Annotated in this window: 35 protein-coding genes; 14 read left to right on the top strand and 21 right to left on the bottom strand. The window is 32.5% G+C overall.

What is annotated here, in order from left to right; translation table 11 throughout:
• Positions 1-433 precede the first annotated feature (433 nt).
• Together MNO09_RS16200 and MNO09_RS16195 are read right to left on the bottom strand one after the other, a co-directional pair.
• Complete coding sequence (locus tag MNO09_RS16200) at positions 434-1,204, bottom strand: GNAT family N-acetyltransferase (RefSeq protein ID WP_000638757.1); 771 nt, start codon at positions 1,202-1,204, stop codon at positions 434-436.
• A 259-nt stretch (positions 1,205-1,463) separates the two neighbouring features.
• Positions 1,464-2,243, bottom strand: coding sequence for a BC_2878 family exosporium-associated protein (locus MNO09_RS16195; protein WP_000501719.1), 780 nt, complete (start codon positions 2,241-2,243; stop codon positions 1,464-1,466).
• A 253-nt stretch (positions 2,244-2,496) separates the two neighbouring features.
• Between MNO09_RS16195 and MNO09_RS16190 the strand changes: the two genes are divergently transcribed.
• On the top strand, positions 2,497-2,817 hold the full coding sequence (locus MNO09_RS16190) for a hypothetical protein (protein WP_001062728.1): 321 nt from the start codon (positions 2,497-2,499) through the stop codon (positions 2,815-2,817).
• Positions 2,818-2,871: 54 nt separating this feature from the next.
• On the opposite strand, the gene MNO09_RS16185 is transcribed toward MNO09_RS16190, so the two are convergent.
• The 5 genes from MNO09_RS16185 to MNO09_RS16165 form a co-directional block, all read right to left on the bottom strand.
• Positions 2,872-4,407 carry an MDR family MFS transporter gene (locus MNO09_RS16185; protein ID WP_000229631.1) on the bottom strand — a complete coding sequence of 512 codons (1,536 nt, stop codon included), beginning with the start codon at positions 4,405-4,407 and terminating at the stop codon, positions 2,872-2,874.
• A gap of 23 nt (positions 4,408-4,430) precedes the next feature.
• Positions 4,431-5,138: a hypothetical protein gene (locus tag MNO09_RS16180; RefSeq protein ID WP_000401032.1), complete on the bottom strand. Its 708-nt coding sequence runs from the start codon at positions 5,136-5,138 to the stop codon at positions 4,431-4,433.
• 18 nt (positions 5,139-5,156) lie between these two features.
• Positions 5,157-5,867, bottom strand: coding sequence for a bactofilin family protein (locus tag MNO09_RS16175; RefSeq protein ID WP_001258388.1), 711 nt, complete (start codon positions 5,865-5,867; stop codon positions 5,157-5,159).
• A 13-nt stretch (positions 5,868-5,880) separates the two neighbouring features.
• Complete coding sequence (locus MNO09_RS16170) at positions 5,881-6,504, bottom strand: YhbD family protein (RefSeq protein WP_000102255.1); 624 nt, start codon at positions 6,502-6,504, stop codon at positions 5,881-5,883.
• A 159-nt stretch (positions 6,505-6,663) separates the two neighbouring features.
• Positions 6,664-8,400 carry an ABC transporter substrate-binding protein gene (locus MNO09_RS16165; protein WP_088107296.1) on the bottom strand — a complete coding sequence of 579 codons (1,737 nt, stop codon included), beginning with the start codon at positions 8,398-8,400 and terminating at the stop codon, positions 6,664-6,666.
• Between the two features lie 101 nt (positions 8,401-8,501).
• Between MNO09_RS16165 and MNO09_RS16160 the strand changes: the two genes are divergently transcribed.
• Positions 8,502-9,728 (top strand): MDR family MFS transporter, encoded by a 1,227-nt coding sequence (locus MNO09_RS16160; RefSeq protein WP_088107297.1) that lies wholly within the window; start codon positions 8,502-8,504, stop codon positions 9,726-9,728.
• A gap of 65 nt (positions 9,729-9,793) precedes the next feature.
• On the opposite strand, the gene MNO09_RS16155 is transcribed toward MNO09_RS16160, so the two are convergent.
• The 8 genes from MNO09_RS16155 to MNO09_RS16120 all read right to left on the bottom strand — a co-directional run bounded on the left by MNO09_RS16155 (position 9,794) and on the right by MNO09_RS16120 (position 15,087).
• Positions 9,794-10,462 (bottom strand): YjgB family protein, encoded by a 669-nt coding sequence (locus MNO09_RS16155; protein ID WP_078183398.1) that lies wholly within the window; start codon positions 10,460-10,462, stop codon positions 9,794-9,796.
• 16 nt (positions 10,463-10,478) lie between these two features.
• Complete coding sequence (locus MNO09_RS16150) at positions 10,479-11,336, bottom strand: gluzincin family metallopeptidase (protein WP_078183397.1); 858 nt, start codon at positions 11,334-11,336, stop codon at positions 10,479-10,481.
• A gap of 219 nt (positions 11,337-11,555) precedes the next feature.
• The gene (locus MNO09_RS16145; protein ID WP_140399243.1) at positions 11,556-11,951 is read right to left on the bottom strand and encodes a cytosolic protein; all 396 of its coding nucleotides are present in this window, start codon (positions 11,949-11,951) and stop codon (positions 11,556-11,558) included.
• Positions 11,952-12,028: 77 nt separating this feature from the next.
• Complete coding sequence (locus tag MNO09_RS16140; protein ID WP_000638309.1) at positions 12,029-12,271, bottom strand: GlsB/YeaQ/YmgE family stress response membrane protein; 243 nt, start codon at positions 12,269-12,271, stop codon at positions 12,029-12,031.
• Positions 12,272-12,444: 173 nt separating this feature from the next.
• Positions 12,445-13,410 (bottom strand): nucleoside hydrolase, encoded by a 966-nt coding sequence (locus MNO09_RS16135; RefSeq protein WP_088107298.1) that lies wholly within the window; start codon positions 13,408-13,410, stop codon positions 12,445-12,447.
• A 77-nt stretch (positions 13,411-13,487) separates the two neighbouring features.
• A complete protein-coding gene (locus tag MNO09_RS16130) occupies positions 13,488-13,676 on the bottom strand; it encodes a DUF3970 family protein (RefSeq protein ID WP_088107299.1) in 189 nt (62 codons plus the stop codon).
• A 69-nt stretch (positions 13,677-13,745) separates the two neighbouring features.
• Positions 13,746-14,531, bottom strand: coding sequence for a class I SAM-dependent methyltransferase (locus MNO09_RS16125; RefSeq protein WP_064475560.1), 786 nt, complete (start codon positions 14,529-14,531; stop codon positions 13,746-13,748).
• A 196-nt stretch (positions 14,532-14,727) separates the two neighbouring features.
• Positions 14,728-15,087, bottom strand: a complete 360-nt coding sequence (locus tag MNO09_RS16120) for a hypothetical protein (protein ID WP_088107300.1) — start codon at positions 15,085-15,087, stop codon at positions 14,728-14,730.
• A gap of 478 nt (positions 15,088-15,565) precedes the next feature.
• Between MNO09_RS16120 and MNO09_RS16115 the strand changes: the two genes are divergently transcribed.
• The 7 genes from MNO09_RS16115 to coaW all read left to right on the top strand — a co-directional run bounded on the left by MNO09_RS16115 (position 15,566) and on the right by coaW (position 21,307).
• Positions 15,566-15,718 carry a YqbF domain-containing protein gene (locus tag MNO09_RS16115; RefSeq protein ID WP_078183406.1) on the top strand — a complete coding sequence of 51 codons (153 nt, stop codon included), beginning with the start codon at positions 15,566-15,568 and terminating at the stop codon, positions 15,716-15,718.
• A 290-nt stretch (positions 15,719-16,008) separates the two neighbouring features.
• Positions 16,009-17,211, top strand: a complete 1,203-nt coding sequence (locus MNO09_RS16110) for an MFS transporter (RefSeq protein WP_000269251.1) — start codon at positions 16,009-16,011, stop codon at positions 17,209-17,211.
• Between the two features lie 153 nt (positions 17,212-17,364).
• The gene (locus tag MNO09_RS16105) at positions 17,365-17,664 is read left to right on the top strand and encodes a hypothetical protein (RefSeq protein WP_241950191.1); all 300 of its coding nucleotides are present in this window, start codon (positions 17,365-17,367) and stop codon (positions 17,662-17,664) included.
• Positions 17,665-17,834: 170 nt separating this feature from the next.
• Positions 17,835-18,197: a hypothetical protein gene (locus MNO09_RS16100; RefSeq protein ID WP_061673347.1), complete on the top strand. Its 363-nt coding sequence runs from the start codon at positions 17,835-17,837 to the stop codon at positions 18,195-18,197.
• A 533-nt stretch (positions 18,198-18,730) separates the two neighbouring features.
• Positions 18,731-19,930: an LL-diaminopimelate aminotransferase gene (locus MNO09_RS16090; protein ID WP_000222687.1), complete on the top strand. Its 1,200-nt coding sequence runs from the start codon at positions 18,731-18,733 to the stop codon at positions 19,928-19,930.
• 56 nt (positions 19,931-19,986) lie between these two features.
• Complete coding sequence (locus MNO09_RS16085) at positions 19,987-20,385, top strand: 3-hydroxyacyl-ACP dehydratase FabZ family protein (RefSeq protein ID WP_088107301.1); 399 nt, start codon at positions 19,987-19,989, stop codon at positions 20,383-20,385.
• A gap of 91 nt (positions 20,386-20,476) precedes the next feature.
• The gene (gene coaW / locus MNO09_RS16080) at positions 20,477-21,307 is read left to right on the top strand and encodes a type II pantothenate kinase (RefSeq protein WP_000446260.1); all 831 of its coding nucleotides are present in this window, start codon (positions 20,477-20,479) and stop codon (positions 21,305-21,307) included.
• Positions 21,308-21,313: 6 nt separating this feature from the next.
• Here the strand turns inward: coaW and MNO09_RS16075 are convergent, their stop codons facing one another.
• From MNO09_RS16075 to MNO09_RS16050, 6 genes are all read right to left on the bottom strand, one after another.
• Entirely contained in the window at positions 21,314-21,823 is a 510-nt protein-coding gene (locus MNO09_RS16075; protein ID WP_001259192.1) for a 2'-5' RNA ligase family protein, read from the bottom strand.
• Between the two features lie 95 nt (positions 21,824-21,918).
• Positions 21,919-22,398 (bottom strand): CcdC family protein, encoded by a 480-nt coding sequence (locus MNO09_RS16070; protein WP_000502959.1) that lies wholly within the window; start codon positions 22,396-22,398, stop codon positions 21,919-21,921.
• A gap of 40 nt (positions 22,399-22,438) precedes the next feature.
• On the bottom strand, positions 22,439-23,110 hold the full coding sequence (locus tag MNO09_RS16065; RefSeq protein ID WP_000178190.1) for a DUF4052 family protein: 672 nt from the start codon (positions 23,108-23,110) through the stop codon (positions 22,439-22,441).
• The gene (locus MNO09_RS16060) at positions 23,107-23,979 is read right to left on the bottom strand and encodes an ATP-binding cassette domain-containing protein (protein ID WP_000560938.1); all 873 of its coding nucleotides are present in this window, start codon (positions 23,977-23,979) and stop codon (positions 23,107-23,109) included. The genes MNO09_RS16065 and MNO09_RS16060 overlap by 4 nt, the downstream gene beginning before the upstream one ends.
• Positions 23,976-24,356: a GntR family transcriptional regulator gene (locus MNO09_RS16055; RefSeq protein ID WP_061673345.1), complete on the bottom strand. Its 381-nt coding sequence runs from the start codon at positions 24,354-24,356 to the stop codon at positions 23,976-23,978. Before MNO09_RS16055 ends, MNO09_RS16060 begins: the two co-directional genes overlap by 4 nt.
• Positions 24,357-24,535: 179 nt before the next feature.
• Positions 24,536-25,120: a DUF4825 domain-containing protein gene (locus MNO09_RS16050; protein ID WP_061673344.1), complete on the bottom strand. Its 585-nt coding sequence runs from the start codon at positions 25,118-25,120 to the stop codon at positions 24,536-24,538.
• A gap of 440 nt (positions 25,121-25,560) precedes the next feature.
• Here MNO09_RS16050 and MNO09_RS16045 point away from each other — a divergent pair, with 440 nt between their 5' ends.
• From MNO09_RS16045 to MNO09_RS16025, 5 genes are read left to right on the top strand one after another with little or no spacing between them, the layout of a single operon-like run.
• The gene (locus tag MNO09_RS16045) at positions 25,561-25,701 is read left to right on the top strand and encodes a YrzI family small protein (protein ID WP_000156191.1); all 141 of its coding nucleotides are present in this window, start codon (positions 25,561-25,563) and stop codon (positions 25,699-25,701) included.
• A gap of 27 nt (positions 25,702-25,728) precedes the next feature.
• A complete protein-coding gene (locus MNO09_RS16040) occupies positions 25,729-25,872 on the top strand; it encodes a YrzI family small protein (protein ID WP_000142719.1) in 144 nt (47 codons plus the stop codon).
• 28 nt (positions 25,873-25,900) lie between these two features.
• Positions 25,901-26,044: a YrzI family small protein gene (locus tag MNO09_RS16035; protein ID WP_000668975.1), complete on the top strand. Its 144-nt coding sequence runs from the start codon at positions 25,901-25,903 to the stop codon at positions 26,042-26,044.
• A 26-nt stretch (positions 26,045-26,070) separates the two neighbouring features.
• Entirely contained in the window at positions 26,071-26,214 is a 144-nt protein-coding gene (locus MNO09_RS16030; protein ID WP_000668981.1) for a YrzI family small protein, read from the top strand.
• A 25-nt stretch (positions 26,215-26,239) separates the two neighbouring features.
• Positions 26,240-26,380: a YrzI family small protein gene (locus MNO09_RS16025; RefSeq protein ID WP_000669812.1), complete on the top strand. Its 141-nt coding sequence runs from the start codon at positions 26,240-26,242 to the stop codon at positions 26,378-26,380.
• Positions 26,381-26,403 lie beyond the last annotated feature (23 nt).

Below are 26,403 nucleotides of genomic sequence, written 5' to 3'. Positions count from 1 at the left end.
TGTATTTTTTCTATTAATGCGTGGGTTTGTATCATAGTCACTTTTATCATTTGCAAATACACACAGTTTAATATAATTAGTTTTTATGAATATTTACCTATTAAAAAAATTCTTAACTATTATCGCGGAAAAACACCATAATATGTTGATTAAGTTCAATAGTAAAAAGGATATCCATATTTTCGAAGAAACTTTCAAAAATCTATTCTTAAATTTATTAAGACAAATAAAATTAATTTTGTTAATTTCTTCATTCCATAATATCTATGCAACAGCAAATTAATATTGGATGCACCTTATTGTTAAAAAATAAAAACCGACTTTTTCAAGTCGATTTTTATACCAATTTGTAATTTTAAAAAAGAGTAATTAACACGAATTTTATAGGATTTTCTAGACTTTTTCTGTTGTACAATTGTACAAATTCATTCATTTACCTATTATCCACAAAATAAGCATCATACGCCTTATCAAAAACATATCCTAGCTTTTCTGCTAGTTTAGCAGACGTAGTATTCGCTGCATCCCAATTTGGATATATTCTTTTTTCTAGACAGTCCAAGATTAGCGCTGCACTAACTATAGTCGCCAACCCTTTTCTTCTATGATTGTGATCAGTCGCCACTTCAATTTCAATGCCATTATCATAAATACTATACGATGATGCACCACATACAACTTCATCTTTATATAAAACGCTATAACCTATACCTCGGTTTATATAATCTTCCACCGTTTGAAATTGACTTGTAAAATCTTCAGAGACCTTATGTAATGTGGGAATATTTACGATATGTTCATCTATTTTTCGTAACTCGTATCCTTTTGGAAGCGCTGATATAAAAGATTGTAATTTTGAATGATTAAAAACTTCCGCATTCCGTTTGAACTTATAGCGTAAAAACTTATCTATTTTTCTTTCGTAACATGTTTCTAAACGCTTTTTCCACTCTTCACTATTTACGATTACTAACATTCTATCAGGAATGTTACGTACTAATTCTTCAGTTTCTTTCGCATTCGAATCACCAGCGTAAAATGTAAAGATCCCTACCGTAACTTGCGCTACTGTTGGATTTTCAAGATTATTTACCCAAGCAGTACCCATATGTCCTTGTAAATAAGAAAGTAAAACAACGTTATTGAAATCCTCGAACATAGTAACTAATTTTTCTCTCGTATGTATACTCGCTTCATATATCATGTACATTCCCGCTTTCTTTGGAATCAGTTTAACTCTACTTTTCATATATAAACAAAAGTTTATTAAACTATATATAATCGTAAAATATTCGTAAATATAAAATTATTATAACATCTAATGAATAGTAAGCGACTGTCCTGTATAAAGGTTAACAGTAAATATACTTAATAATAATTTGCAATCTACATGTAACCGATTATCATCTTTTATTATGTAATACCCCTCAATACTCGTTTGAGGGTTCATTTAAATACGTATGTTATAACTCATTCTTATAAATATATGATTCTGTTCCTCCATTCTTATATACTTTAGTCAATTTAACAACTGACTTGTACGTATTATTGTCATTCGTCACCATCTTTTTCATCTCTTCTATTTCAGCATTACCAGTTCCACTCTCGATTTTCAAACAATTCGAAATATTGAGGTACCCACTCGATGCGAAAAGAATAATATACGTAAGATCAGGGAAATTAATGAACAGTATTCCAAACTTTAAAGGATTCGTAGCCGTATCAGATAAAACTAATTGAAAGTTTAATAGTTCTGGCACTTGAACAAAATCTTTAGAAACAATCGCTTCACCTATTATAGTAATTTGCTTTACGACATTCCCCATCTCATCTATAAATTCAGTACAACTAGGTGCATCAATTGTTTTTGCTTGTAGTGATAAATTCAATTCTGGATTGTAAAAGTCAAAAAAGAGTGTACTACCCTCTGTTAAACATTGCGGACAAACATTTCCAAGTAAACTAAAATCCTCTTCAATAAATTTAACTTTCGTTTTACAACTACAAACTTTTCCTATTCGAATTGCATCAATCCTAGAGCAATCTACAAAAATAACCTCATTGTCCTCTTGTACGAAGGATACGATACCATTCCTCTTATTAAATGAAAGAAAATAAGATACAACAATTTCGTTTCCGGCGATTACAATACTCTCAACTTTTGTAAAAGGCTCTAGACTTCGCAAAAATTCACAAATACTATTTTGGCAGCATTGATAATTTCGTTTCGGCTCACAACCCACTTACACTCCATCCCTTTCCTATATGTTTTATCTAATACATATAATATGAACGGAGCATAAAAAAGCTTGGACAATATAACTTTAACTCAGGAATATAGGTACTTACTTATCACATTAATAATGAAATTACGCCAATAATGAGTAATAACACATAAATTTCCCTATAAATACATATAACAATTTCATCTTTCATGAAAAAAACGTTATAATAAGGTGTAGCCTCTACGATTACGTTATAAAGGAGAATAAAACAATGGCTAAAATTAAAGTATACCAAGCAAAAGAAGAAAATATGGATGCAGTAAAGAACATCATTGATGTTGAGGAACAAAACCCAACTGCTGAAAACTTACAAAATCTATATGCATGTGTATTAGAAACAGAAGATATGGCATTGCCTGAATCATACATTGAAGAAGATATCTTAATTGATTCTATGGAAGTTATGGTTAACGCTTCTCAAAACAAACTAAGAGACTTAGGTGCATACGATGTAATCGAAGTTCAAAACAAAGGTAAGAAGACACAAATTTTATTATTAGCAGACGAAGAATACGAAATTATCGAAGGCTAATCTAAATCCGTACATACGAAAAAGCTCCTTTCCAATTGGAAAGGAGCTTTTTCATTACGCTTTTGATGTTTCACTCTTTTTATTCGTTTGTTTTTTCTTAATTACCATACGCTCATTTCCCATAAAGAAAATAAATATGAATGCTAGACCTGCTGGTACCAATGCCCACATAAATGTTTGAACAATGGAGCTAGAAAGAGCATCAATAATTTTATCTAATATTTGCGGCGGGATTTGAGATCTTGCCGATTCTGATAGAATAGCTCTTGAATCTCCTAAAGCGTTTGTATTCATTCCTCCGCTCATACCTTTAAAAGCTTCTTCTAATTGATCTTGGAAACCTGTTCTTTGAATCATTCCGAAGATTGTAATACCAAGTGTCATTCCTAGTGAACGAATGAAATTACTCGTTGAAGTTGCAGAACCACGCTGCTCCATACCGAAGTTGTGAATAGCTGCCATACTTAGTACAGAGAATGAGAAACCTACTCCAAATCCAATAATAATCATATAAACCGTTAATAATATACGACTTGTTTCTGGCGTTAATGTGCTTAATAAGAATAGTCCAATTAGCATAATAACAGCAGAAATAATCATAATGTTTCGGTAGCTAAGCTTCGTCGTTAAAAATCCACCTAATTGAGCTGTTACGACTGATCCTAACATCATCGGTAAAAGTAATAATCCTGAGTTTGTTGCGCTACCACCGTATACACCTTGAATGAATAACGGTATGTATACAGTTGCTGACATGAACGCAGCACCGTAACATAATGCAATAATGGTACTCATTCCGAATAAACGTTGTTTAAACATTTCAAATGAAATGATCGGTTCTTCTACTTTACGTTCAATAAAAATAAATGCAATAATTAAAATAGCGAATCCGCCAAATAAACTTAAAATAAAGTTAGAATCCCAATCATACTTTTGTCCACCTAGTTCTAAAGCAAACATTAGCGAAACTACTGCACCAACTAAAGTAATTGCGCCAAACCAATCAATTTTTTGCTTTCTATGAACTCGTGATTCTTTATAAAAGAATGTAATAAAAATAAGTGCTAAAACGCCAAGCGGTAAGTTAATGTAAAATACCCAGTGCCAGCTTATGTAATCTGTAATATACGCACCAAGCAACGGACCAAAAATACTTGATAAACCAAATACTGCTCCGAATAATCCACCCATTTTCCCGCGCTTTTCAGGAGGGAAAATATCAAAAACGATAGTAAACGCGATCGGCACTAATGCCCCGCCGCCAATACCTTGAATGGCACGATAAATACCTAACTGTGTAATATTTTCAGCAGTACCACAAAGTGCCGAACCAATCATAAAGACGATTAAACCGAAAATAAAGAATCTCTTTCTACCATACATATCTGATAGTTTTCCGAATATCGGCATACCTGCCATTTCTGCGACCATATAGGCAGAAACGACCCATACAAAATTTTCAAGGCCTCCTAAGTCACCAACAATCGTTCCCATCGCCGTTACGACAATGGTATTATCCATTGATGCCATTAAAATACCTAGCAATAAGCCCGCCACAACAAAGCCGAGCTTATTATTCTTCTCAACCATAACCTTGCTCTCCCTCGTACTACTTATATTTGTTTATGTTCTTTTACGACTGCATTACCTTTTTGGTTAAAACTAGTATGATATTCTACAACACTAATTTCACATCCTGGACCAATGGTAACGTTGTTTCCTCTTACAACTTCAGCAATCGTATGCTCTAAATAAATTTCATCTCCTTCAATGATAGACGTTTGGAGGCTTCCAGCATGACTTGTAAATGGAATAAATCTCGCTTTTTTATGAACGGTAATCTTCTTACCACCAATCTCTCTCACTTTACTTCCTTCATAACGAAGTGAAATATCAATATTTTCAGCATTAAGTAATCCATCACTTTCAAGGCCACCAGTTAGTGATAGTTCTTCAACTTCAATATCTCCTTTCACATTTAAAGCGCCTTTCACATCTACGAAATCACCAGTAAACTTCCCTTTAACTTCTATCATACCTCTTACTTTCGTTTTTTCAATATGGGCATCACTATTCATTTGTGTATTTCCGTATACTTTTACATATTCAGCAGTTACATTTCCTTGTACTTCACTATCTCCATACACGACATAATTTTTCACTTTCATATTACCGCGCACTTCACTCGTTCCGTACGTTTTAAATTCATTACAGCTCATATCATTAGAAATCGTTCCTTCACCGCGAATCTTCACTTTGTTATAATCCCCGCCTGCTGAACTACCAGAACCATTGACAGTAAGACTATGTTGATGTTCCATATTACTTTCTCCCTTCCATTAAATCTGCTTCATTTCTTTTACATTTGCGCTTTTATCAACAGTAAGAACACCCGTATATTCGATCAGTTCAATCTCACAGTTCGCTCCTACTGTAACATTGTTTCCTCTTACCGTTTTTATGTGAGCATAATCAATATCGATATTGTCACCTTCTAATAGTTCAGCCTCTAATTGCATACCAAATACTGATTTAAACAGTCTACTAAAAGTACTTAGTCTATGTTTTACTTTAATCGTTTGACCACCAATTTCTTTTGCTCGACATGTACCGTGAATATTAATATTTATTTCATCGGCGCTTAATAATCCACCAATTGTAAATTGTCCTTCTGAAGAAAAAGTATCCACTTCACAATTCCCATCAATCGTTGCTTGACCGTTGATTTTAAATTTTTCACCAGTTACATTTCCACCTACTGTACCTTTTCCTGCAATTTTTAAACTGTTCGCCTTCACATCTTGCGTAATTGTTGCTTTCCCATCAATTCGCATCGTTTCCGCAATAACTGTACCATCGACTTTACCCGATCCACTAATTCTTGCATTGCTACTTTTCAAATTTCCAGTAACAGCACCGTAACCGTTACATTCAAATTGATCACATTCAACATTTCCATTAACAGTCCCTTTTCCATTTAATTGCACTTTAAGAAACTCGCCGCCATTCGATGAACCGTAACCATTTATAATCAAATTATCTGTACGCATACTTTCTCCTCCACTACAACAGTTTCGTTTTTAATGCTTCGGTATATTTCATAATCGCTTCGCGTAAAACTATTTTGGTACCTTTTTCAAAAATTAAATCGTCCACGTTTGAAACTAAGAAACATGTAGAAATCCCTAACTTTCGGACGATGATTAAGTCACAAGCTTTATGCTTAATCGCCTCATAATTTTCACGTAAAACTTGCAAGACCATTTTTCCTTCTTCTAAACTAATCTCTCCCGATTGTAGTAATTCTTCTAACATATACACATAAAGAATATCTACAAATTGAAACTCTGTTGTTTTATTCGTTTGTTCTATGAAGAATTGTAAAACTGGCTCTGATGCAATTCCTTTACGTAAGACGTCTTCCTTTGTTAAAAGGATTTCTCTTACACTCGGTGAAAACATATTTGCTAGTTCATCAAGTGATAAATCTTCTTTCATCGTTTGGATTTTATCAATACGCTCTAATATCTTTTCTTTCGGAAAAAATGTCTCTTGACCCGTGAATGTTGACTTTCGTACAAACCAATCTTCCGGTATTAAATTTTTTCTTTTCCACCTATATAACTGTCCGTATGAAATACCAGTTAGTTCTAATAAATCTTTTTTTGAAATTAAATCTGTACTCAACTGTATAACACTCCTTCCTGATAACAATGTAACATAACACTGTTACGCTGTAAATAGACTTTTATCGTAAGTAGCGTAACAATGTGTAAAACAAACCTGTTTCACACACGAAAAAAAGGCTCTTACACATCATTTAAAACGTGTAAAAACCCTTATATATCAAAATGTAAACCATATTTCATAAAAATCAATCCACCCTTGTGAATTAATCATTATATTTTGTACTTTTTCGTGAGAAGTTACTTGTTGTTTGTTGCGGTATAAAGGAATAATATGAATTTGACGTAACAAAGTGTTCTCAATATCGCGTAACAATGTAACTCTTTTTTCTACTCGTTCTTGTTTAAAATACGGGGACAACATTTTATGAAAGTTCATGCTGCTTTGCCCATGAATAAAGCTATTTTTTGTAAGAAACATATATAGCAGACTATCTTCAATACGTTCACTAATAGTTGCACTATCATGCATCATATCAGCCTTTTGTATCGTACTGATTTCCAATAACTCTTCAACTTCAAGAAAATTATTTTCTACACGAATCCCATACTTCGCACACTCTTTCTGAATCCATTGTGCATCTTCTACGTGATCTTGTCCTGTAAATGTGTAGAGTTGTAGCACTTCATAATGATACGTACTCCTTTTAATTAAACTAGCTATATCTTCCTCAATCTCTACTATGCTTTCATTTGCTAATATTAGTTTCTTTGCCACTTCTCCACGTTCGTCGCAGAGCTCTTGAACAATTTTATCGCCATGAATAATTTTATAAAGCGCCTTTCGAAACAACTCATCTTGCATTGGCCCTTCTTTTACAAGATTGCACGTTACATATGTCACGTTCGATTCAAGCCGAGACCACTCTTTATTGGGCTTTTCTTTATCTTTATACTGCGCCTTTACTAATACATCATACGTATTTACATTTTGCTCTACATTCATTAGTTCAATTCGGTCAAGAAAAGGTCTTTCACGATAATATAAATCATGCACTTCTAATACAAATAACTGTGCATTTTTCTCACGTAATATAAAAGGACCTGTACCAATAAAGCTTCCTTTTTCATCTTCATGTACGATAGAACACTGTTCTGCACTTAGCATATGTAAAAACATCCTATTTTCCGTATGTAATTGAATTTCAACAACAAATTCATCCACTGCATGGACATTTTTAACATGTTGCAACATCCATGCGTGTGGGTTGTTTTCCGCTTTCATAAATCGATTCAACGAATGTATAACATCATGTGCGGTAAGTCGTTTTCTATTATGAAGATGAACGCCTTTTCTTAAATAAAATGTCCAAACCTTTTCAGCGTCATTATATTGCCAGTGAAAAGCAAGTCTTGGCTCTATACAATTTGTTTCCTCATTCACATATACGAGTGTATCAAAAATATGTTTAACCATATGACATTCTGAGCGCATCGTAGCGTAAACCGGATCCAAAGCGATGTCTAAATTCATTTGTACTTGCAACCGAAGTACATCTTTTCTTCCTTCAGGTGTCCTTTCTATTTTATGACCAAATATGGAATCTATCCAAGCTTCATACTCTTTCTTTACTAATGGAAATTGTGAGCTGTAGCGTTCCACAAATGAGATTCCACTTTTCACATCCCCTTTTTTCGTTAGTTCTTTTCCTCTGTCTAAAATTAATATCATCGGTTGCTTTTGAAATATTAATTTAGAGCGATTCCCTCTCCCCCGTCCTGGAAACCAAGCGATCCAATTTAACTCTTCTAATTTTTTTATTATTAATTTACTATTACGCTCCGTACAAAATAATGTTTCTGCTATCATTTGTACGGTAACTTCTAATTGTTCTCCTTCTTGTCTCCCTTTACCATAGGCACACCATAGTGCGATATATTGATCTAAAATAAACATCATAATCCCCCTAAAAGGTGAAAAATAACCCCTTTTGTTTCTACCCTTTTTCCACCTCTCCTTTCATCTTATCATTTCAATATAGAAAGGAGGAATTAATATTGAACAATCTCATACTACGTTATAATAAACCCATTATTATTAGACTGTGCGGCGAATTATTAACTCGAACGACTGAATCTATGTTAGCTCTCATTATGATTATTTACGTTAATAAAATGTTAAACGGTAATATAATAATAACTATGCTCATTTTCGGGCTACAACCTCTCTCAGACATTGTATTTACACTTATTGCTGGAGGAGTGACGGATAAATATGGGCGAAAGAAAATTATGTTACTCGGCTTATTGCTACAAGGCGTTGCAATCGGCGGCTTCGTCTTTGCTCAATCTGTTTTTATATTTGCTTTGCTTTACGTCATAAATGGGGTTGGCCGTTCCTTATATATTCCCGCTCAACGTGCACAAATTGCTGATTTAACAAAACAAAAACAACAAGCAGAAATTTTTGCTCTTTTGCATACGATGGCTGCAATTGGTTCCGTAATCGGTCCAATAATTGGTGCTATCTTTTATCATACTCACCCTGAATATTTATTTATAATGCAAAGCATTACACTTATGGTATATGCAGTAGTTGTATGGACGCAGCTTCCAGAAACCGCTCCAGTATTTACAAAGCCAAAGCAAAAAGTTGAAGTATCATCTTCAAAACAATTTGTAAGCAAGCATTACGCCGTTTTAGGACTTATGATTACTACACTCCCTATTAGCTTTTTTTATGCTCAAACTGAGACAAATTATCGCATTTTCGCTAAAGATATATTTCCAGATTTCGTATTCATGCTCGCTTTTATTTCAACATGCAAGGCTATAATGGAAATCTTCCTGCAAGTTTTCCTTGTGAAATGGTCTGAACGATTTTCTATGGCGAAAATTATTCTTATTTCTTACACCTGCTATACAATAGCTGCAATTGGCTACGGGATTTCAGCAACAATCACATCACTATTCTTCACATTACTCTTTTTAGTCATTGGGGAAAGTATCGCCTTAAACCATTTACTTCGATTCGTTTCAGAAATCGCTCCTACAGATAAGCGTGGATTGTATTTTTCAATTTACGGGTTACATTGGGATATATCTCGTACGTGCGGTCCTGTACTTGGTGCGGTTTTATTAAGTAAACTAAACGGTAGCATGCTATTTTATATTTGCGCTTGTTTCTTAATAATGGGAGGGATTATTCAAGCACTGTTTATTCATAATGTAGAACGTAATAAAATAAATAAAGACGTTTCGAAGCATACCCCTCATATTTTATAGGATGCTTTCTTTATAAAAAGAAGGATGTCACAAAAGTCTCGAGACTTTTGTGACACCCTTTTTTATTACCCTGCCATTTTATTAATACTATCTTCTGGTGAAAATACCGAAATATGATTTACCTTACCAGTCGATTTTGGAATAATGAATTTTAACTCAAACTGATTGTTTACTTTATATACGTATATTTTATCTTCCCCATTTACTTTAACTGAAGCTGGTTTTCCTAATGCTTTCTCTATTTCTTGTAATGTAATTGATTTTAACTCTGCATGATAGGAGCGTACATCAAAAACTTGTGACCCTTTATTAAAACCGAAGGAAACATTTTTATTTGTAAAGGTAGCGTACATTCCGTTGCCTGCTTGTTCCGTTTTATCTGCTTTACCCCAATCTTTTTCTATTTCTTCAATATCACCTGTATGTGCTGCGAACGGGACATTAGGTACTTTTCCTTCTTTCGCTAGTTCAAACAAATCTTTAATGTGGTTAATTGATTTTTGATTTATAACTGTATCTTGCGTGCTTGAATCTGTCTTTGGTTTTGCTGATCCTTCATTATTTGATTTTGCTTCAGGCTCTTTCTTTTCTTCAGAAGAATTATTTTGTTCGTGTTTACTATTTTCCGAGGTTGGGTTTGTTTCCTTTTTTTCGTCTGTCCCTTTACATGCTACTAATGCAAATATGCATGTAAAAGCGAGAAATAACATAGCTATCTTTACATACACTTTCATACATTTCGGCCCCCTATTATAATCTTATTCCTTTCGATAACCAATCCATGACACCGCTTTTCAAATTGTGTTTGTTCCAAAAAGTAAATGCTTCACTCTCTCCCAATGCTTGTACAACATATTCTACAAAAGCTGTTCCTAAAAAATAACCGATTCGGTTGTATCCAAAATACTGTCCTCCAGATAACCGAAACCACTCTTTCTCTTTTTCAAACGTCCATCCTTCTATATAATCTTCCAAAAAACGATTCTTTATTTGTTCTTCATTTTCTATATAGCATTGTAACCAACGTTCGCCATCATTGTTATATGAGTAGTACACTGATTCATTTAAACCTCTTATAATTTGCTTTGATAAATATGTTGCAACGCCTTCACGATACAAATTAACTGACCCGTCAGTCCAATCGGCTTTACCCCAATCCATTCCATCATTGTGTAACATAACATTATGATATATATGTCCTATTTCGTGAGCGACAATAACACGAAGATGATTTACATCTGGAGATAATTTTTCTGCCGCAAAAAATATGTCTCCAATAATTTCCCTTTCTACAAATGCATTAGAGCCAAACCCTCCAACAAATAGATGAAAATTCATATTTACATCAAAGTTATATTTATAATGATATTCATTCGTTATCTCTTGAAGAATAGTCGGTAATATTTCTGCAATGATACGAATTTCTTCTATTTTTGCGGGATATCGTTTAATGGCATTAGAAACTCGTTCTCTCGTATGTGGACAATGATACTTAAAGTATTCTTCAAATATCTCTGGATGCGAAGTAAAGTATTGGTTGAGGACTACTACTTCTACATCGTTACTTTCCCACAATTTTAAAAAACTTGGAATCGTATTATTTATCATTTTTTCCATCTCCTTATATATCCCTTCTCGCCATTTACACTGCAATCCTTCCTGAAACGTAGAAAAAGCAACAAAGAAAGATGAGTCTTCTTTGTTGCTTTTTCTGTTTAATCAAACCATTTATCACCATCAGAAATCCATTTACCATTATGCAAATCATAACATTCATCATAATAATAAAAAAAGCTGTCCAAAAAGGACAGCTTTACATATGTATTTTTACACTTCGATTGACTTACCATCTTCAACAATATGATAAAGTAAGTGAGCTAAATGATGAATTGGGCCATACTCTTCCTCTTCCTCATCTGTTTCACCGTGGAATTCAAGATCATTTAAGTATAGTGCTAAAAATTGATAGTATAGTTTTAAATCAAATCCGTAGCACGCAGTTGGCTCTTCATGATCCCCTTCGTATTGTAACATTAAGTATTGATCATTACCTTCTGCATCTTCTGCGTCAAAGAATACGAAGAATCCAACGTTTGTATCTAAATCAAATAGATGACGAGTACCTTTTTCTGTTGCTTTATTGAAGTCCTCTTCACTTAATTTATGTACTGTTGTCGCTTTAGCATTATCTTCTTGATGGAAATTTACTGTAAATATTTTCAATGCTGACACCTCCTGATTGTATAATACTAGCATAACATATAAAAAGGACTGCTTACAAATGTAAACAGTCCGTACATTCATTTCCGCATTGCTCGTAATAAAAAGCTTACGATGAAAATTAAAATAATCGCACCGATTAAAGCTGGAATAATTGCAAACCCGCCTATTACAGGGCCAAAACTACCAAGTAATTTCGTACCAATCCAAGAACCGATAATACCAGCAATAATATTGCCTATTACGCCACCTGGTACGTCTCTTCCAGTAATTAAGCTTGCAAACCATCCTAATAAACCACCAACGATTAAAGACCAAATCATATGATAACCTCCTTTATATTTTACAGATCAAAATATAATTAGAAACAATTGCTTACCATTAGTTATGTTACATTTCCCATAAGTTATTCATACAGCTTAACTATTTGATTATTTCAAAATAATGAACGACCTGTTATTTCGACGTATGGTTGATACCCTTCGTATTTCACATATTAGGGACAGTCAGGCTTTAATATTGTCCGCATAAACTCTTCTTTAAAAGCTGGATAGTTAAAACCAACTGCAATTTTTTGAATAGGCCTATTATCAAACGTTGTCGGCTCAGCTATTTTTCTAAAGTCTGCCACACTTTGTCCTCTTGTTACGTCATTTGTCGTACTAATCCAAACTGCAGATTTTTTGTATTCAAAAATATCATCATTTATAAATGAAATGAACGGAAGTAAATCGTGAATCGGACTTCCAGCAATACCCGGGTATTCTTTTTTATAAAAGTTCTCATAATAAAAATCGATCATTGATTTAATAAGCTTCGCTTGCCCTGTTCCTTCTTTATTAATAATATCCACCATTTCAGGAGTAATGAGGGCTGCTTGCGTTACATTTAACGGATAAATAGTCGCATTCTTTGCGTACTTCATGACAATATTCGCGGCGATTGGATCCCCATAAAAATTAGCTTCTGATACAGGAGTAACGTTACCAGGAAATAAAAAAGCACCGCCCATAATATAATACGAACATACCTTATCCATTACATTTGGATATAATAAAAATAGCGTTGCCAATGTTGTTAAACGCCCTGTCGCTACGATAATAATATCTTCTGGACAAGGTTCAATTAATTTAATTAGTCCACAAAAATTTTCCCGTTTACAAATCCTCATATCAGGTGGAATAATTGGCCCTAAACCGTGATCTCCATGTATTTCAGGAAAGAACAAAGGTTCTTCAGCTGTCATCGGTCTTGCTGCACCCTCAATGATTTTTACTTCTGTAGCATAGTATCTTTCTAAAAAATACACATTTTCCGTTACAATTTCTCGCGATACATTCCCATATTCAGCAACAATACCTATAATATCCAATTGACATGTTTTATTTGCATAAATTAACGCCACCGCATCGTCAATACCAAAGTCTCCAAAAAAGATGATTTTCTTATTAACTATCCTCACCCCTCTTCAACATAATCTACTATTATTATTATGTAAAAAAGACAAGGCTGTGAAACGGTGCAAACTAAAAAAGCCGCCTATTTATTGGCGACTTCAATCTTTTTATAAGATAAATATGCTAGTACATTTTTACTTGAATCGTATTTTGGATTATTTCCTTTTTTCGGTTCTCTCATATGTGTTTTTTCAAATCCAGGAATATCTGGCATTTTCTCCATAAATTCAAGCATTTCTTCTTCAGTTCCTTCAATACGTACGCGAATCATTATTATATTTCCTCAATTCTCATTTTCTCTGTACTAAGTATAACGTACTTTGAAAAGACTGCAAGAAATTTATCTTTTTAATGTCGCGCTTTTTTTGCATACAAACAATGCCATTTCAGTATAAAACGAATTTATTTTATTATTTTCAATTTGAATATTAAAGAATTCTTGCATTTCAACTGGTGTTTTCATCATACATTCTGTTAATTTCATACGTTTCTGCAAAGGTACATTCATCATATCGCACCACCAGTCAAATTCAAATTTCTTGTCAAAAGTAAGGCATGATTGCATTTGCAAACCGTTTTTTTCTAACATGGTAATCCATTCTGTTTTTTTCAGCGCTCGTTCATGACTCGGATCTCGCTTTTTTTCTATAAAATTATAAAATGTATCAAATTCATTATTTTCCGGTGAAACATTATCTATCAAAATAAACAATCCATTATGTTCTAACGTACGATTTACTTCATAAATAAACTGAGCTGGATTCGTAAAATGATGTGCTGCAATTCGGCATGTAATCGTATCAAAAGAACTATCGGCAAACGGTAAACTTTCAGCGTTTCCAGCGACAAAAGATACATTTTCATATCCATTACTTATAATAAAGTTTTTTGCATTCTCTAACATTTTTTCTGTTAAGTCTAAGGCAACTACTTCTTTAAACAATGGAGCTAATACATTCGCAACATGTCCACCGCCAGTAGCAATATCAAGAAGACGATTATTATGACGAGACTCTACTTGTTGAACTACATATTGTAAATCCGGTCCTTTTGCATGAATTTTACTTTTTACATACTTTTCCGCATTATTACCAAACTGTTGTTTTACAAGCTCTTCTTTACTCATTTTATCATCTTCTTTCTATTGTTACTTACATATAAGATTCATGTAATAATTAAAGTTCTCTTTATGTATTTTCAAATCCTCTTTTCAGCTTACTTCTTATCATGCTGTCCTATCATCGATATAATATAAATGTTACGTTTTATTACTAAACAAAAAAGGCTACGGGAACTTGTCCCCTAACCTGACTAAATATTTATTACATTTTTACTTTTTCATATACATCTATATAATATAAATCCTCTTTCAACTTCATAATAACGTCTACTTCGTTATAAGTAGCCTCACGAGCATGTAAACCAAATTGATCCATACCAATCCATATCCATCCAGGTGTATGATGTAAAACATCTATGTTAAAATAATCTAATTTTATAAGCTCCGATTTTATAAATTTATCTTTATTAGCGATTTGTTTATCTATTAAACCATATTCTTTTCCATTTTCAAGTAGCGATATAATTTTCCCTAAAACCGGATGTTCACGTATAATAAAATGATATTCCCTTTCGTCTACATTCGCCATAATTAAACGAGAATCAGATCCTAAATTAGACATCTTTATTTATTCACCTCCTTTATGAGTTTCACAAACATAATAACAAATAAATATTCAAATAATATTAATATAATGTAAAAAATAAAAAAGCTGACTCCCTTTTAGAAATCAGCCTTTATATTTGGATCATCTGTATACTTTTACAAACTATTATAATGTTTCTTTTTCCTCATCATTCCCGGAAACTAAATTCCCAATAGCATCAGCTGTTACTTCTACTACAAATTCACAAATACCTGCTACAACTTCTCCAATCACTTCATCCATCTTTTTACCCCCTTATTTTATGTAACTTATTTGTAGTATAGAAGAGATTGGTTATTTTTAACTATCGGAAAACGTGACAACAACATTACAGTTTTGTAAGCTTTTTCAATTTATTTAGCTTCTATCCTTTGAAACTCCAAGTATGATTCACAAGCATATAGGCCATCATAATATTAGGTAAGTTCCAATTATGCTAGAGGAGGCGTGTAAAATATACTACGTAAAATTAATTAAAGGTCAATCATTCTATGCTTTTGATCATCGTTTCTTAATGTCTGAAGAAGAACAGGTTTCCGAGAAAGTTTATAATTACTTACGTCGTAATGAATTTTTCGAAGTACGTAAAGAAGAATATTCGGCCTGATGTATTAAAAGCATCAAGAAAAATATCATTTAATAGTGATATTTTCTTGATGCTTTTATTTTATTTATCCTTAATTTCACTGAATATGTAATCATTGATTTTATACATTTTGACTTACTTGTTTCATCTATTAACACATCAAATTTTTGACAAATCAAAAAGATTGAAATCCACTCATGAAACACGTAATATAGACTCTGACTCTAAAAAAGTTCGTTAAAAATAATATATAAAATAAGGAGGTTTTATATACGAGTTTTTCATTTTAAAAGACGGAGAGGTTTTACATTATGTGGCGTAATAAAAATGTTTGGATTGTGTTAATTGGGGAGTTTATTGCTGGTCTAGGGCTATGGCTTGGTATTCTTGGCAACCTTGAATTTATGCAAAAATATGTCCCTTCTGATTTCATGAAATCAGTTATATTATTTATCGGACTATTAGCTGGTGTACTAGTTGGTCCTATGGCTGGTCGGATTATCGATCAGTATGAAAAGAAAAAAGTTCTTCTTTATGCTGGGTTCGGTCGCGTTATTAGTGTTATTTTTATGTTTTTCGCTATCCAATTTGAAAGCATTGCCTTCATGATTGCATTTATGGTTGCTCTTCAAATTTCTGCAGCATTTTACTTCCCTGCATTACAATCTGTAATTCCACTCATCGTACGTGAGCATGAGTTATTACAGATGAACGGTGTACATATGAATGTAGGTACAATCGCTCGTATTGCAGGTACTTCACTAGGTGGAATTCTTTTAGTTGTAATGAGTTTACAGTATATGTATGCCTTCTCAATGGCAGCGTACGCTTTATTATTCCTCTCAACTTTCTTCCTACAATTCGAAGATAAGAAATCAACAACACGAAGTAAACAAGCTGCAAAAGATAATAGCTTTATGGAAGTTTTTCGTATTTTAAAAGGAATTCCTATTGCTTTTACAGCACTTATATTAAGTATTATCCCTCTATTATTTATAGCTGGATTTAATTTAATGGTAATTAACATTAGTGAAATGCAACATGATCCAACGATTAAAGGCTTTATATATACAATTGAAGGTGTCGCATTTATGTTAGGGGCCTTCGTTATTAAACGTTTATCTGACCATTTCAAACCTGAAAAATTATTATATTTCTTCGCTGTTTGTACCGCTTTTGCACACCTTTCCTTGTTCTTTAGCGATATAAAATGGATGTCTCTTACATCATTTGGTTTATTTGGTTTTAGTGTTGGTTGCTTCTTCCCTATTATGTCGACAATTTTCCAAACGAAAGTGGAAAAAAGCTATCATGGTCGTCTCTTCTCATTCCGTAATATGTTTGAGAGAGTTATGTTCCAAATTGTCTTACTCGGCACAGGCTTCTTCTTAGATACGATTGGATTGCAATATATGGTTCTCATTTTCGGTGTGATTTCATTATTAATTATTTTCATTTCATTATCTAAACAGAAACAATATGAAAAACAACCTTCGCAATCTGCGAATTTATAACATAAACAAAGACGCATGGATCATATTTGATTAATCCATGCGTCTTTGTTATATAAAGCCTTATTTATTACGCTTATTATAATTATTTAAAGGAGTACCCTCTTTCGCTTTCGAATACAGTATACTAACATGATATATACAGGAGGTGCGAAATTGTCTGATGGTATGCAGTTATTTAGTATCTTTATTTTTGTATTAGCTCTGTTTAGCATCATAAACTTTTTAGCAATTTCCTTATCTGGACATAACCTTAAAAGAAGAATTATCGCAGGTTTCATTTTTTTACTACTAACTCCTATTGTTTTTTTTGCTACCGTAGCATTTGCTTCTATATTCGATAAAGCTGGATTTGGCGAAGGTGGGATAGCCTTCATTGTTGCAATTATATATATTTTAAATGGAATAATGATCCTACTTTCCTCATTATTTTTCCTCAAAAGAGACATAACATAGGCTACAGTACTCGGCATGAATCTGGCTTTACACTAGATTCATGCTTTTTCAATTCTCCTTAAATTTTTATATGAAATTAAATAATTCTTTATAAAAATTTAAACTTTATTTATTACAATATTCGTATCGTATTCGCACGTTTATTAAAAATGAAAAGAAAGGAGTACAAAATGAAAAAGGTTTTATTAATTATTCCAATATTCATCGTTCTACTGAGTGGCTGTAGCAATAATGATATATACGGTTCTTGGGAAGTCGTTGACAACAAAAATGGTCTTTGCCCTGCATCTTATAAATTTGAAACAGTTGTAAAAGAAGAAAAGAAAGAAAAAATTGTTCAATATTTAGTGGAGATGCAAACATCAAAGGAAAAAGAAGATTTATACAAAGGCTCATTTGTAAAGAATTCTAATGTATATCACATTGATTATGGTAACTCATTTACATCGGATCAAACTTTAAAAGTTGTCGATGGCAAATTAAATGTATACTTTTATGCAGTGGAAAAGTTATGTACATATAAAAAGAAATGATTACACTTCATATAAGACGCAGAAAATATTTTCTGCGTTATTTTTAATTTACAAAACCTCCCCAAAAACATTTTCCTCTTTTAAATCTTTAAATTTAAATGTAGTATTATATAATAACAATATTTTAATGCGAGGTGCTTTTTTTGAGAAGTTTAAGTTCATTAATTGTCTCAACAATCTGTTCCATTATCCTAATCCTATGGAGTGCACTTTCATTTTATGAAAGATTCACGACGGGAAATTCATACTATTGGCTTAGTGGTATATTAGGCCTCGTTTTCGTGTTATTTTTCATCCAAAATATGCGGGATATACTTAATAAAAACTATAAAACATCCTAAACCGTATAGAAAGATATAATAAACAGTTCAGTTAACCAATCCTTATTTACAACGCCCTTTCAAAAAAGACTAATCCTCCCTCTAAATTTGTCAATCGTTTTAATTTTCATAAAAAAATGATAAAATGTAAACATGTGTTTTCAGAATAATTAAAAATGCAGAAAGAAAACACTGTTTTTAGGAGGGGTTTTGATGACTTACACGTTAGCAACTAGAATGAAAGCATTCCAATCTTCTATATTTAGTGAATTAGGGGCCTATAAAAAAGAAAAAATTGCAGCAGGTCACAAAATGATTGATTTAAGTATCGGGAATCCTGATATGCCACCTGCTGACTTCGTAAGAGAAGAAATGGTACATACAGCAAGTGAAAAAGAAAGCTATGGATACACATTAAGTGGTATTCAAGAATTTCACGAAGCTGTAACTAAATATTACAACAACACTCATAACGTTAAATTAAATGCCGATAAAGAAGTTTTATTATTAATGGGTTCACAGGACGGACTCGTTCACTTACCTATGGTTTATGCAAATCCGGGAGATATTATATTAGTTCCGGATCCAGGATATACAGCTTATGAAACTGGAATTCAAATGGCTGGTGCAACATCTTACTACATGCCATTAAAGAAAGAAAAGGAATTCTTACCTAACTTAGAGTTAATTCCTGCAGAAATTGCCGATAAAGCAAAGATGATGATTTTAAACTTCCCAGGGAATCCCGTTCCAGCAATGGCTCATGCAGATTTCTTTAAAGAGGTAATCGCATTTGCGAAAAAGCATAACATTATTGTTGTCCATGATTTTGCTTATGCTGAATTTTATTTTGATGGCAATAAACCAATTAGCTTCCTCTCTGTACCTGGTGCTAAAGAAGTTGGAGTAGAAATCAACTCTTTATCAAAAAGTTATAGTTTAGCAGGTAGCCGTATTGGATATATGATTGGAAACGAAGAAATTGTTCGTGCACTTACTCAATTTAAATCAAATACAGATTATGGTGTGTTTTTACCAATTCAAAAAGCGGCATCAGCGGCACTAAGAAATGGCGCTGCGTTTTGTGAGAAAAATCGCGGTATTTATCAAGAACGTAGAGATACTTTAGTTGATGGATTCCGAACATTTGGTTGGAATGTTGATAAACCAGCTGGTAGTATGTTCGTCTGGGCCGAAATTCCGAAAGGCTGGACTTCGATAAATTTCGCTTATGCATTAATGGATCGTGCGAATGTCGTTGTTACACCAGGTCATGCATTTGGACCTCATGGAGAAGGCTTTGTACGTATTGCACTTGTTCAAGATAAAGAAGTGTTACAACAAGTTGTTGAAAACATTAGAAATAGCGGTATTTTTTCTCTTGAAAAAGTAAATGAATTAGTTAAAAATTAATGATAACTCCCCTGCTTAACTGTAGCAGGGGTATTATTTATTGGAGGTACTTTCATATGCATATTAAATACACTCTTCCTCATCGTTATCCTTTTTTAATGATTGATAAAGTAACAAATGTAAAACATGGTGAATCTGTTACGGGATATAAACTCATTTCAAATAATGAGTGGTTTATAAATGATAATCAAAAACATATGCCTCATATGTTAATTGTAGAAGCACTTGCTCAGCTTAGTGCATTTGTACATACAAGTGACTCTGAAGGTCTAGGCTTCCTCTCCTCATTAGATGGGGTTGTGTTCCATGGAAAAGCATATCCCGGTGATAAACTTGATTTACATTATGAGCTTACTCGCAATCGTCGAGGTTTTATTCTCGGTAAAGGTACTGCAACTATTAACGATCAGCCGATTGTAACTATAGAAAAGCTATTAATATATCAAGCAAAATAGAGACGATGTAATTCTACGGGGATCTATCTCCTACAAATTTGTTTCACTAACATGAACAGAGTAAATAAATTACTTGGTTAGGGGCAGGAAAATGGAAAGCACTATCGGTATCGATGCCGGAGGAACATTAACGAAAATTGCTTATTTGAACGAACAAAAGCAATTAGCTTTTGAAAAATTTTATTCAAATGAACAAGATAAAATAATAGACTGGCTTAAGAAAAAAACTCATATAAAACAAATATGTATAACAGGTGGTAAAGCAAAAAAAATACAGCAACTACTTTCAGATTCATATAAAATAGTAGAACTAAACGAATTTGAAGCTACTCATGTAGGTGTCCGATACATATTAAAAAAAGAAAAATATGATGTAAACAACTTTATTTTAACAAATATCGGTACAGGTACTTCCATTCATTACGTTTATAATGACAAATATATTCGAGCTGGTGGAACTGGTGTTGGCGGTGGTACTATTATGGGGCTTTCAAGATTGTTAACAAATATAGATCATTTTGAAGATGTGATTCCTTTAACAAAATTAGGTTCTAGAAAAGAACTAGATATTACGGTTGGTGATATTTATGGTGGCATTCTCTCCCCTATTGATAATAGCTTAACTGCAAGCAATTTCGGAAAAGCTACCAAAACAGATTCAAATTTTAGTAGTGCTGATATACTAGCAACTGTGCAAGGGCTTGTTGGTGAAGTCGTTACTGCATTAAGCCTTCAATTCGCCGAAACAAAAAACATTGACCATATTATTTATATTGGTTCGACTCTATGTAATAACGTACACCTTCAAAATATTATTAGTAACTACACAAAATATCAAAATAAAACACCAATCTTTTTACAAGATGGTGGTAATAGTGGTGCGATTGGTGCTTTACTTCATGTTACGAATAAAAAAAGCTGACTTTTGTCAGCTTTTTTGCAACGGTACTTCAAATTCAATAATTGATTCCCCGTTTTCTCCAATTCGCTCTACACTAATTCTATCAATTACACATTGTAACTTTTCAGGGAAACTATGAATATCCTTAGCTACTTCAGCAGCTAACTCAGTACTTTCTTTTCTCCCGACTGTTACATGCGGTATGTACGGAATATCTTCTTTCAAAAATTGTAATAAAGCGCCTGTATACAGCATATCATGAAGTTCTTCTATTTGTTTTTGTCCCTTTTCAACTCGTAAAAATAAATATTCTCTTTCACTCTTAATTTGATTCGCAAATTCAATTTCTATCTCCTGTATCCCTTTTGATAATTTTAAAATATGTAATTTCAGCTCATCATTTAAAGTCGAGCTTTCAAATGGGAATACAATTGTAATATGCGGTGGGATTAAACCGAATAAAGGATCATGTTGTTTCCTAATATCCTCTATTTCATTAATAGACATGTCGTTTAGAAAAAGTAAAATTGTACGCATTTTTATATTCATCATATTGTATGATAGCTTGCACTTCAACAAATGATTTCAATTACATATAAAAAGAAAAAACTTCTCAAAAGAAAAGTTTTTTCTTATAAAGCATGATTACTATTTTCCCGCCAAACTTTCCTAAACTTTATATAACAAGCAATTCTCCACGGAATAATATACGATACTGCAACAACATAAAATAATAAACCAATCGTTTGCTGATCTAAGTCAACAATATATTGTCTTGAACCATATCTCAAAACGACAAGTGCAATAAAAGTAATTAAAAAAGCTGCACTTTTTTTCGTATAAATATTCCCATCATCTCTCCGCTCATAATTTGTTAATACTATAAGCGGCACAGCGAAAAGTACACCAATGAATCCCGCTATAACTACTTGTAATATAGCTGGATGTACGGGACCTAAAAACCATACAATACCTGGTGTTAAAAATAGGAATGGCCATAAAATACGTTTTCCCGATCCCTTTATTGGCTTATGCATGGAGCGATAACGACGCCAAAATATTAGTAGTGCAATACATAAAAAGACTGTTATTAATGAAGAAGTATCTCCCATTTACTTTTCCTTCTCTCTAAAATAATAATCTATTACTATTTTAAACCGTTCGTTCAAATGATACTTTACGAATAAATATACTACTAGTTATGATATAAAGAATAGTTAATCCGATTGAAATAACAGTAAAATAAGGAATGTCGATTAAAGATGCATCGTTTGTAAAAATTAAACCTGTTATCCCCGCTTCTCCATAAAGTACACTATTCATTGATAAGAAAAGTGTCCCACCAATCATAAGACCGATCCACTTAAATCTTTGCTTAAACACGACTACTAGTTGAAAGAAACATGCTGTCGTAACATAAAATAAAAATTGTAAAATAAATTGTTGTACCAATTGCTCCCCAAAGTTAACATTTACTACGTTATATTTTAAATCTTGTAAAAGCATAACTTGAAGAAATGAAAATAATGCAGATTGAAGTACAATATAACAAATTGCTCCGATAAAATATTGTGTTCTCGTTACACCGAATGAAACCGCTAAACGAAACAGCTCATCTTGTATGATGAAAACACTCCCTACTATAAATAACATAATTGCTATTGAAGGGTTATTTATAATTTCAGGTAAATAACCAATGTTCGCTCCATTTAAATGAGCAGCATTTAAAGCCCCTTTTATTAATAAAGCTACAATCCAAAATATTATAATTGCTTTATAATGAAAATTTATATGTAACTTCAACTGCTTCATTAACATCGTCATTTCACTTCACCACCCGTTATATGTATAAATAGTTTTTGTAATGTAATTCTATCAATTAGTAACCCTTCTTTTTCAAGAGAGTAATAATCTTCATTAGAAAGTTCTTCCCATATAACAGCAATCCCCTTATTTCCATAAACTTCTCGATTTATTACTTTTTTATTAATCGAAAATTCATCTACTTTATCTTTTTTCCCTGAAATAATATGAGCTTTTTGCAATAAATCTTCCACCGATGATTGAACAACAAGTGCGCCTACTTTTATGATGATTACATCTTCAATAACATGAGTAACTTCTTCTACTAAATGAGTTGATAATATAATTGTTCGTGGATATTCACCGTAATCTTCTAGTAGTAAATTATAAAATAACTCACGATGTGCTGCGTCTAAACCTGTAGTTGGTTCATCAAAAATAGTAATTGGTGCTCTACTTGCTAATCCTTGAATAATTCCTACGACTGTTTGCATACCATGGGATAGTTTATGGTATTTCTCTGTCATATTCAGCTGAAATTTATCTGCCAGTTCTTCAGCATAAGCTCCATCCCAATTTTTATAAAACATGCTACACATCTTAAAAAATTCTTTTACTTTATAACTTAAATGAGCCTCTTCTTTTACTCTAACAAAACAAATATTTTGCATCGCTTTACTATTTTCAAATACATTTTCACCAAATACAGATACGCTTCCACTACTCGAAATAATTTGTCCTGCTAGTAAGTTTAATAAAGTCGTTTTCCCTGCTCCGTTCCTTCCAAGCAAACCATATATTTTATGCTCTTCCAATGAAATCGTTACTTCATTTACAGCTATTTTCTTTTTATATTTTTTCGTTAACTCTAACGTTTCAAGTGCAATCATCCCTCTTTCCCCTCCTTCGTAATTTTTTGAATCATATCCATCAATTCATCTTTTGATATTTCTAGCACTTTCGCTTCTTCCCACACTTTAGGTAAATATTCGGTCATAAAAGTGTTTTGTCTTTTTTTTAGTACAACTTTCTTCGCTCCCTTTGCAACAAACATCCCGATCCCTCTCTTTTTATATAAAATCCCTTCATCCACTAATACATTTACCCCTTTAGCTGCAGTAGCTGGATTTATTTGTAACATCTTCGCAAATTGATTTGTTGATGGAACTTGTTCTTCTTCAAGCAATATGTCTTTTAAAATATCAGATTCAATGATTTCTGCAATTTGTATGTATATTAATTTATTTTGCTCTAGAGTAGGTTTCACAATTTCACCACCTTAGGTTCATAGGTTCATTACTTATGTAATTAACCATATCACATTAAATTATTTATTTCCATAAATTTCTTTTACAAAAAAGAGAGCCATTCTTAAACGAATGACTCTCTTTCTAAAATAAGAAATTTTGTATACTAACTCCATCTTTGTCCCTCCAATTATTTCGACTACTTTATTGGATATTTAACAAATAAAGATTTTCGGAAATCTTTATCATTCACAAACCTATTAATTTTTTTGTTATTATCATTAAGGAACTTTAATACTTTCCTTTTATTCCACATATCATCTTCTTTTGGAAAATCATCAAATTTTTCATACAGGACTGATAGTATTTCTTCTCTTTTTATCGTGAAATTTTTATTTTCGACTTGAAACTCGTAAGTTTTCGCATTTGGTACTAAAATCGCTAGATAAATAACGTTAAAGAGAAAATTCTTCTCCATCGTGTCCTTACCATCAAACCAATACGTCTCAACCATGTCTTCTGTAAGGTTTCCATTTCCTTTTGCGCCATAGTTCACCTTTATGCTTTCATTCTCCAAACTTATACTTTGAAATGTTTCACCACCGGGTAAATGATTCACAATTGCTACTACATCTGAGTTATTACCAACGTATGTCCCAGCATATTTCTTAAAATCACTAGGTTCAACATCGGATATTTCTTTTATTCTTTCTCTGCTAGAACAAGCAGTAATAAATAAAAAAATTGTTAGCATAACAACCATATTACGTTGCATATATTTCATTTAGCATCCCCCATTTTTATCAATATTTCGTTAATTACAATACTTCTTCTTAAAACCCTTTAAAACATACGCATTTTAATCAAAATTAAAAATTTTCAATTTTTGTGTTTACAATTATCCATTAATTGTATATACTTACTAACGTAAGAAAAATATTCTAAAAGGAGGTCGAAGGAAATGATGAAATTACAATTACATGCTTTAACTTTAGCGTTAACTGCACCTTTGTTTTTCGGACAATTAAATATGAATTCGACCACCCTAATGGAGAATTGAAAATCGTACATTATTTCGATTAATTCATAAATTCGCCACAGGAGGTCATATACTTTCCTGTGGCTTTTTCACGCCCTGCCATAGGAGAACTATATCTTCCTGTGGCTTTTTTGTGCGATTTTTTAGCCTCTTATATTATTTTTTAAAGAAAGGAGCAACATTCGATGACTATTAGCGTATTGTTTTTAAGTATTACGATTCAAAGAAATACAATTTCCAAAGATGAAATTTTTCATAACGAGCAAATTGAAAAAGCTATGAATGATGTTAAGGAGCGCCAAACGCTTTATTGTGATCACCTGTAATTCCTTTTCGAAAGGAGGAATTCATTTATGACTTTTCATATTTTCTTTTTTACAACTGTACTTCAGAAAAACACTTTATCTGAAGATGCAATCATTCGTAAACAACAATTAAAACAACTAACTGATAAAATGACTGACATTAAAAGTTCATACTATACGCAAATGTATTAAAAATATATTTTAAAGGAGCAATACCTTCATGAAATTTAAAGCATTCTTTTTAACAATCACCATTCAAAAACGTAAGCTTTCACAGAATGAGATTTTGCGTGAGCAACACATTCAAACTATTATGGACGAAGTGAAAGAGCACCAAGCTTCTTATTACAGCCGTCTTTTCTAAATAACTTTTAAAGGAGCATTATCCTAATGAAATTTAAAGCATTCTTTTTAACGATTACCATTCAAAAGCGTAAGCTTTCACAGCAAGAAATTTTGCGTGAGCAACACATTCAAACTATTATGGGCGAAGTGAAAGAGCGTCAAGCCTCTTATTATAGCCGTCTTTTCTAAATAACTTTTAAAGGGGAAAAAACAAATGAAATTTAAAGTATTCTTTTTAACGATCACCATTCAAAAAACTAAGTTCTCAGACAGTGAGATATTGCATGACCATCAAATTAATAAAGCTATGGAGGATGTAAAAGAACGTCAAAGTCATTACTGTAGCCATCTATAATTCCTTTCGAAAGGAGGAATGTA

This window comes from Bacillus sp. N5-665 (assembly GCF_022637375.2).
GTDB lineage: Bacteria > Bacillota > Bacilli > Bacillales > Bacillaceae_G > Bacillus_A > Bacillus_A wiedmannii.
The sequence above is the reverse complement of the archived record's forward strand: the minus strand, read 5'-3'. Positions and strand labels throughout refer to the sequence as shown.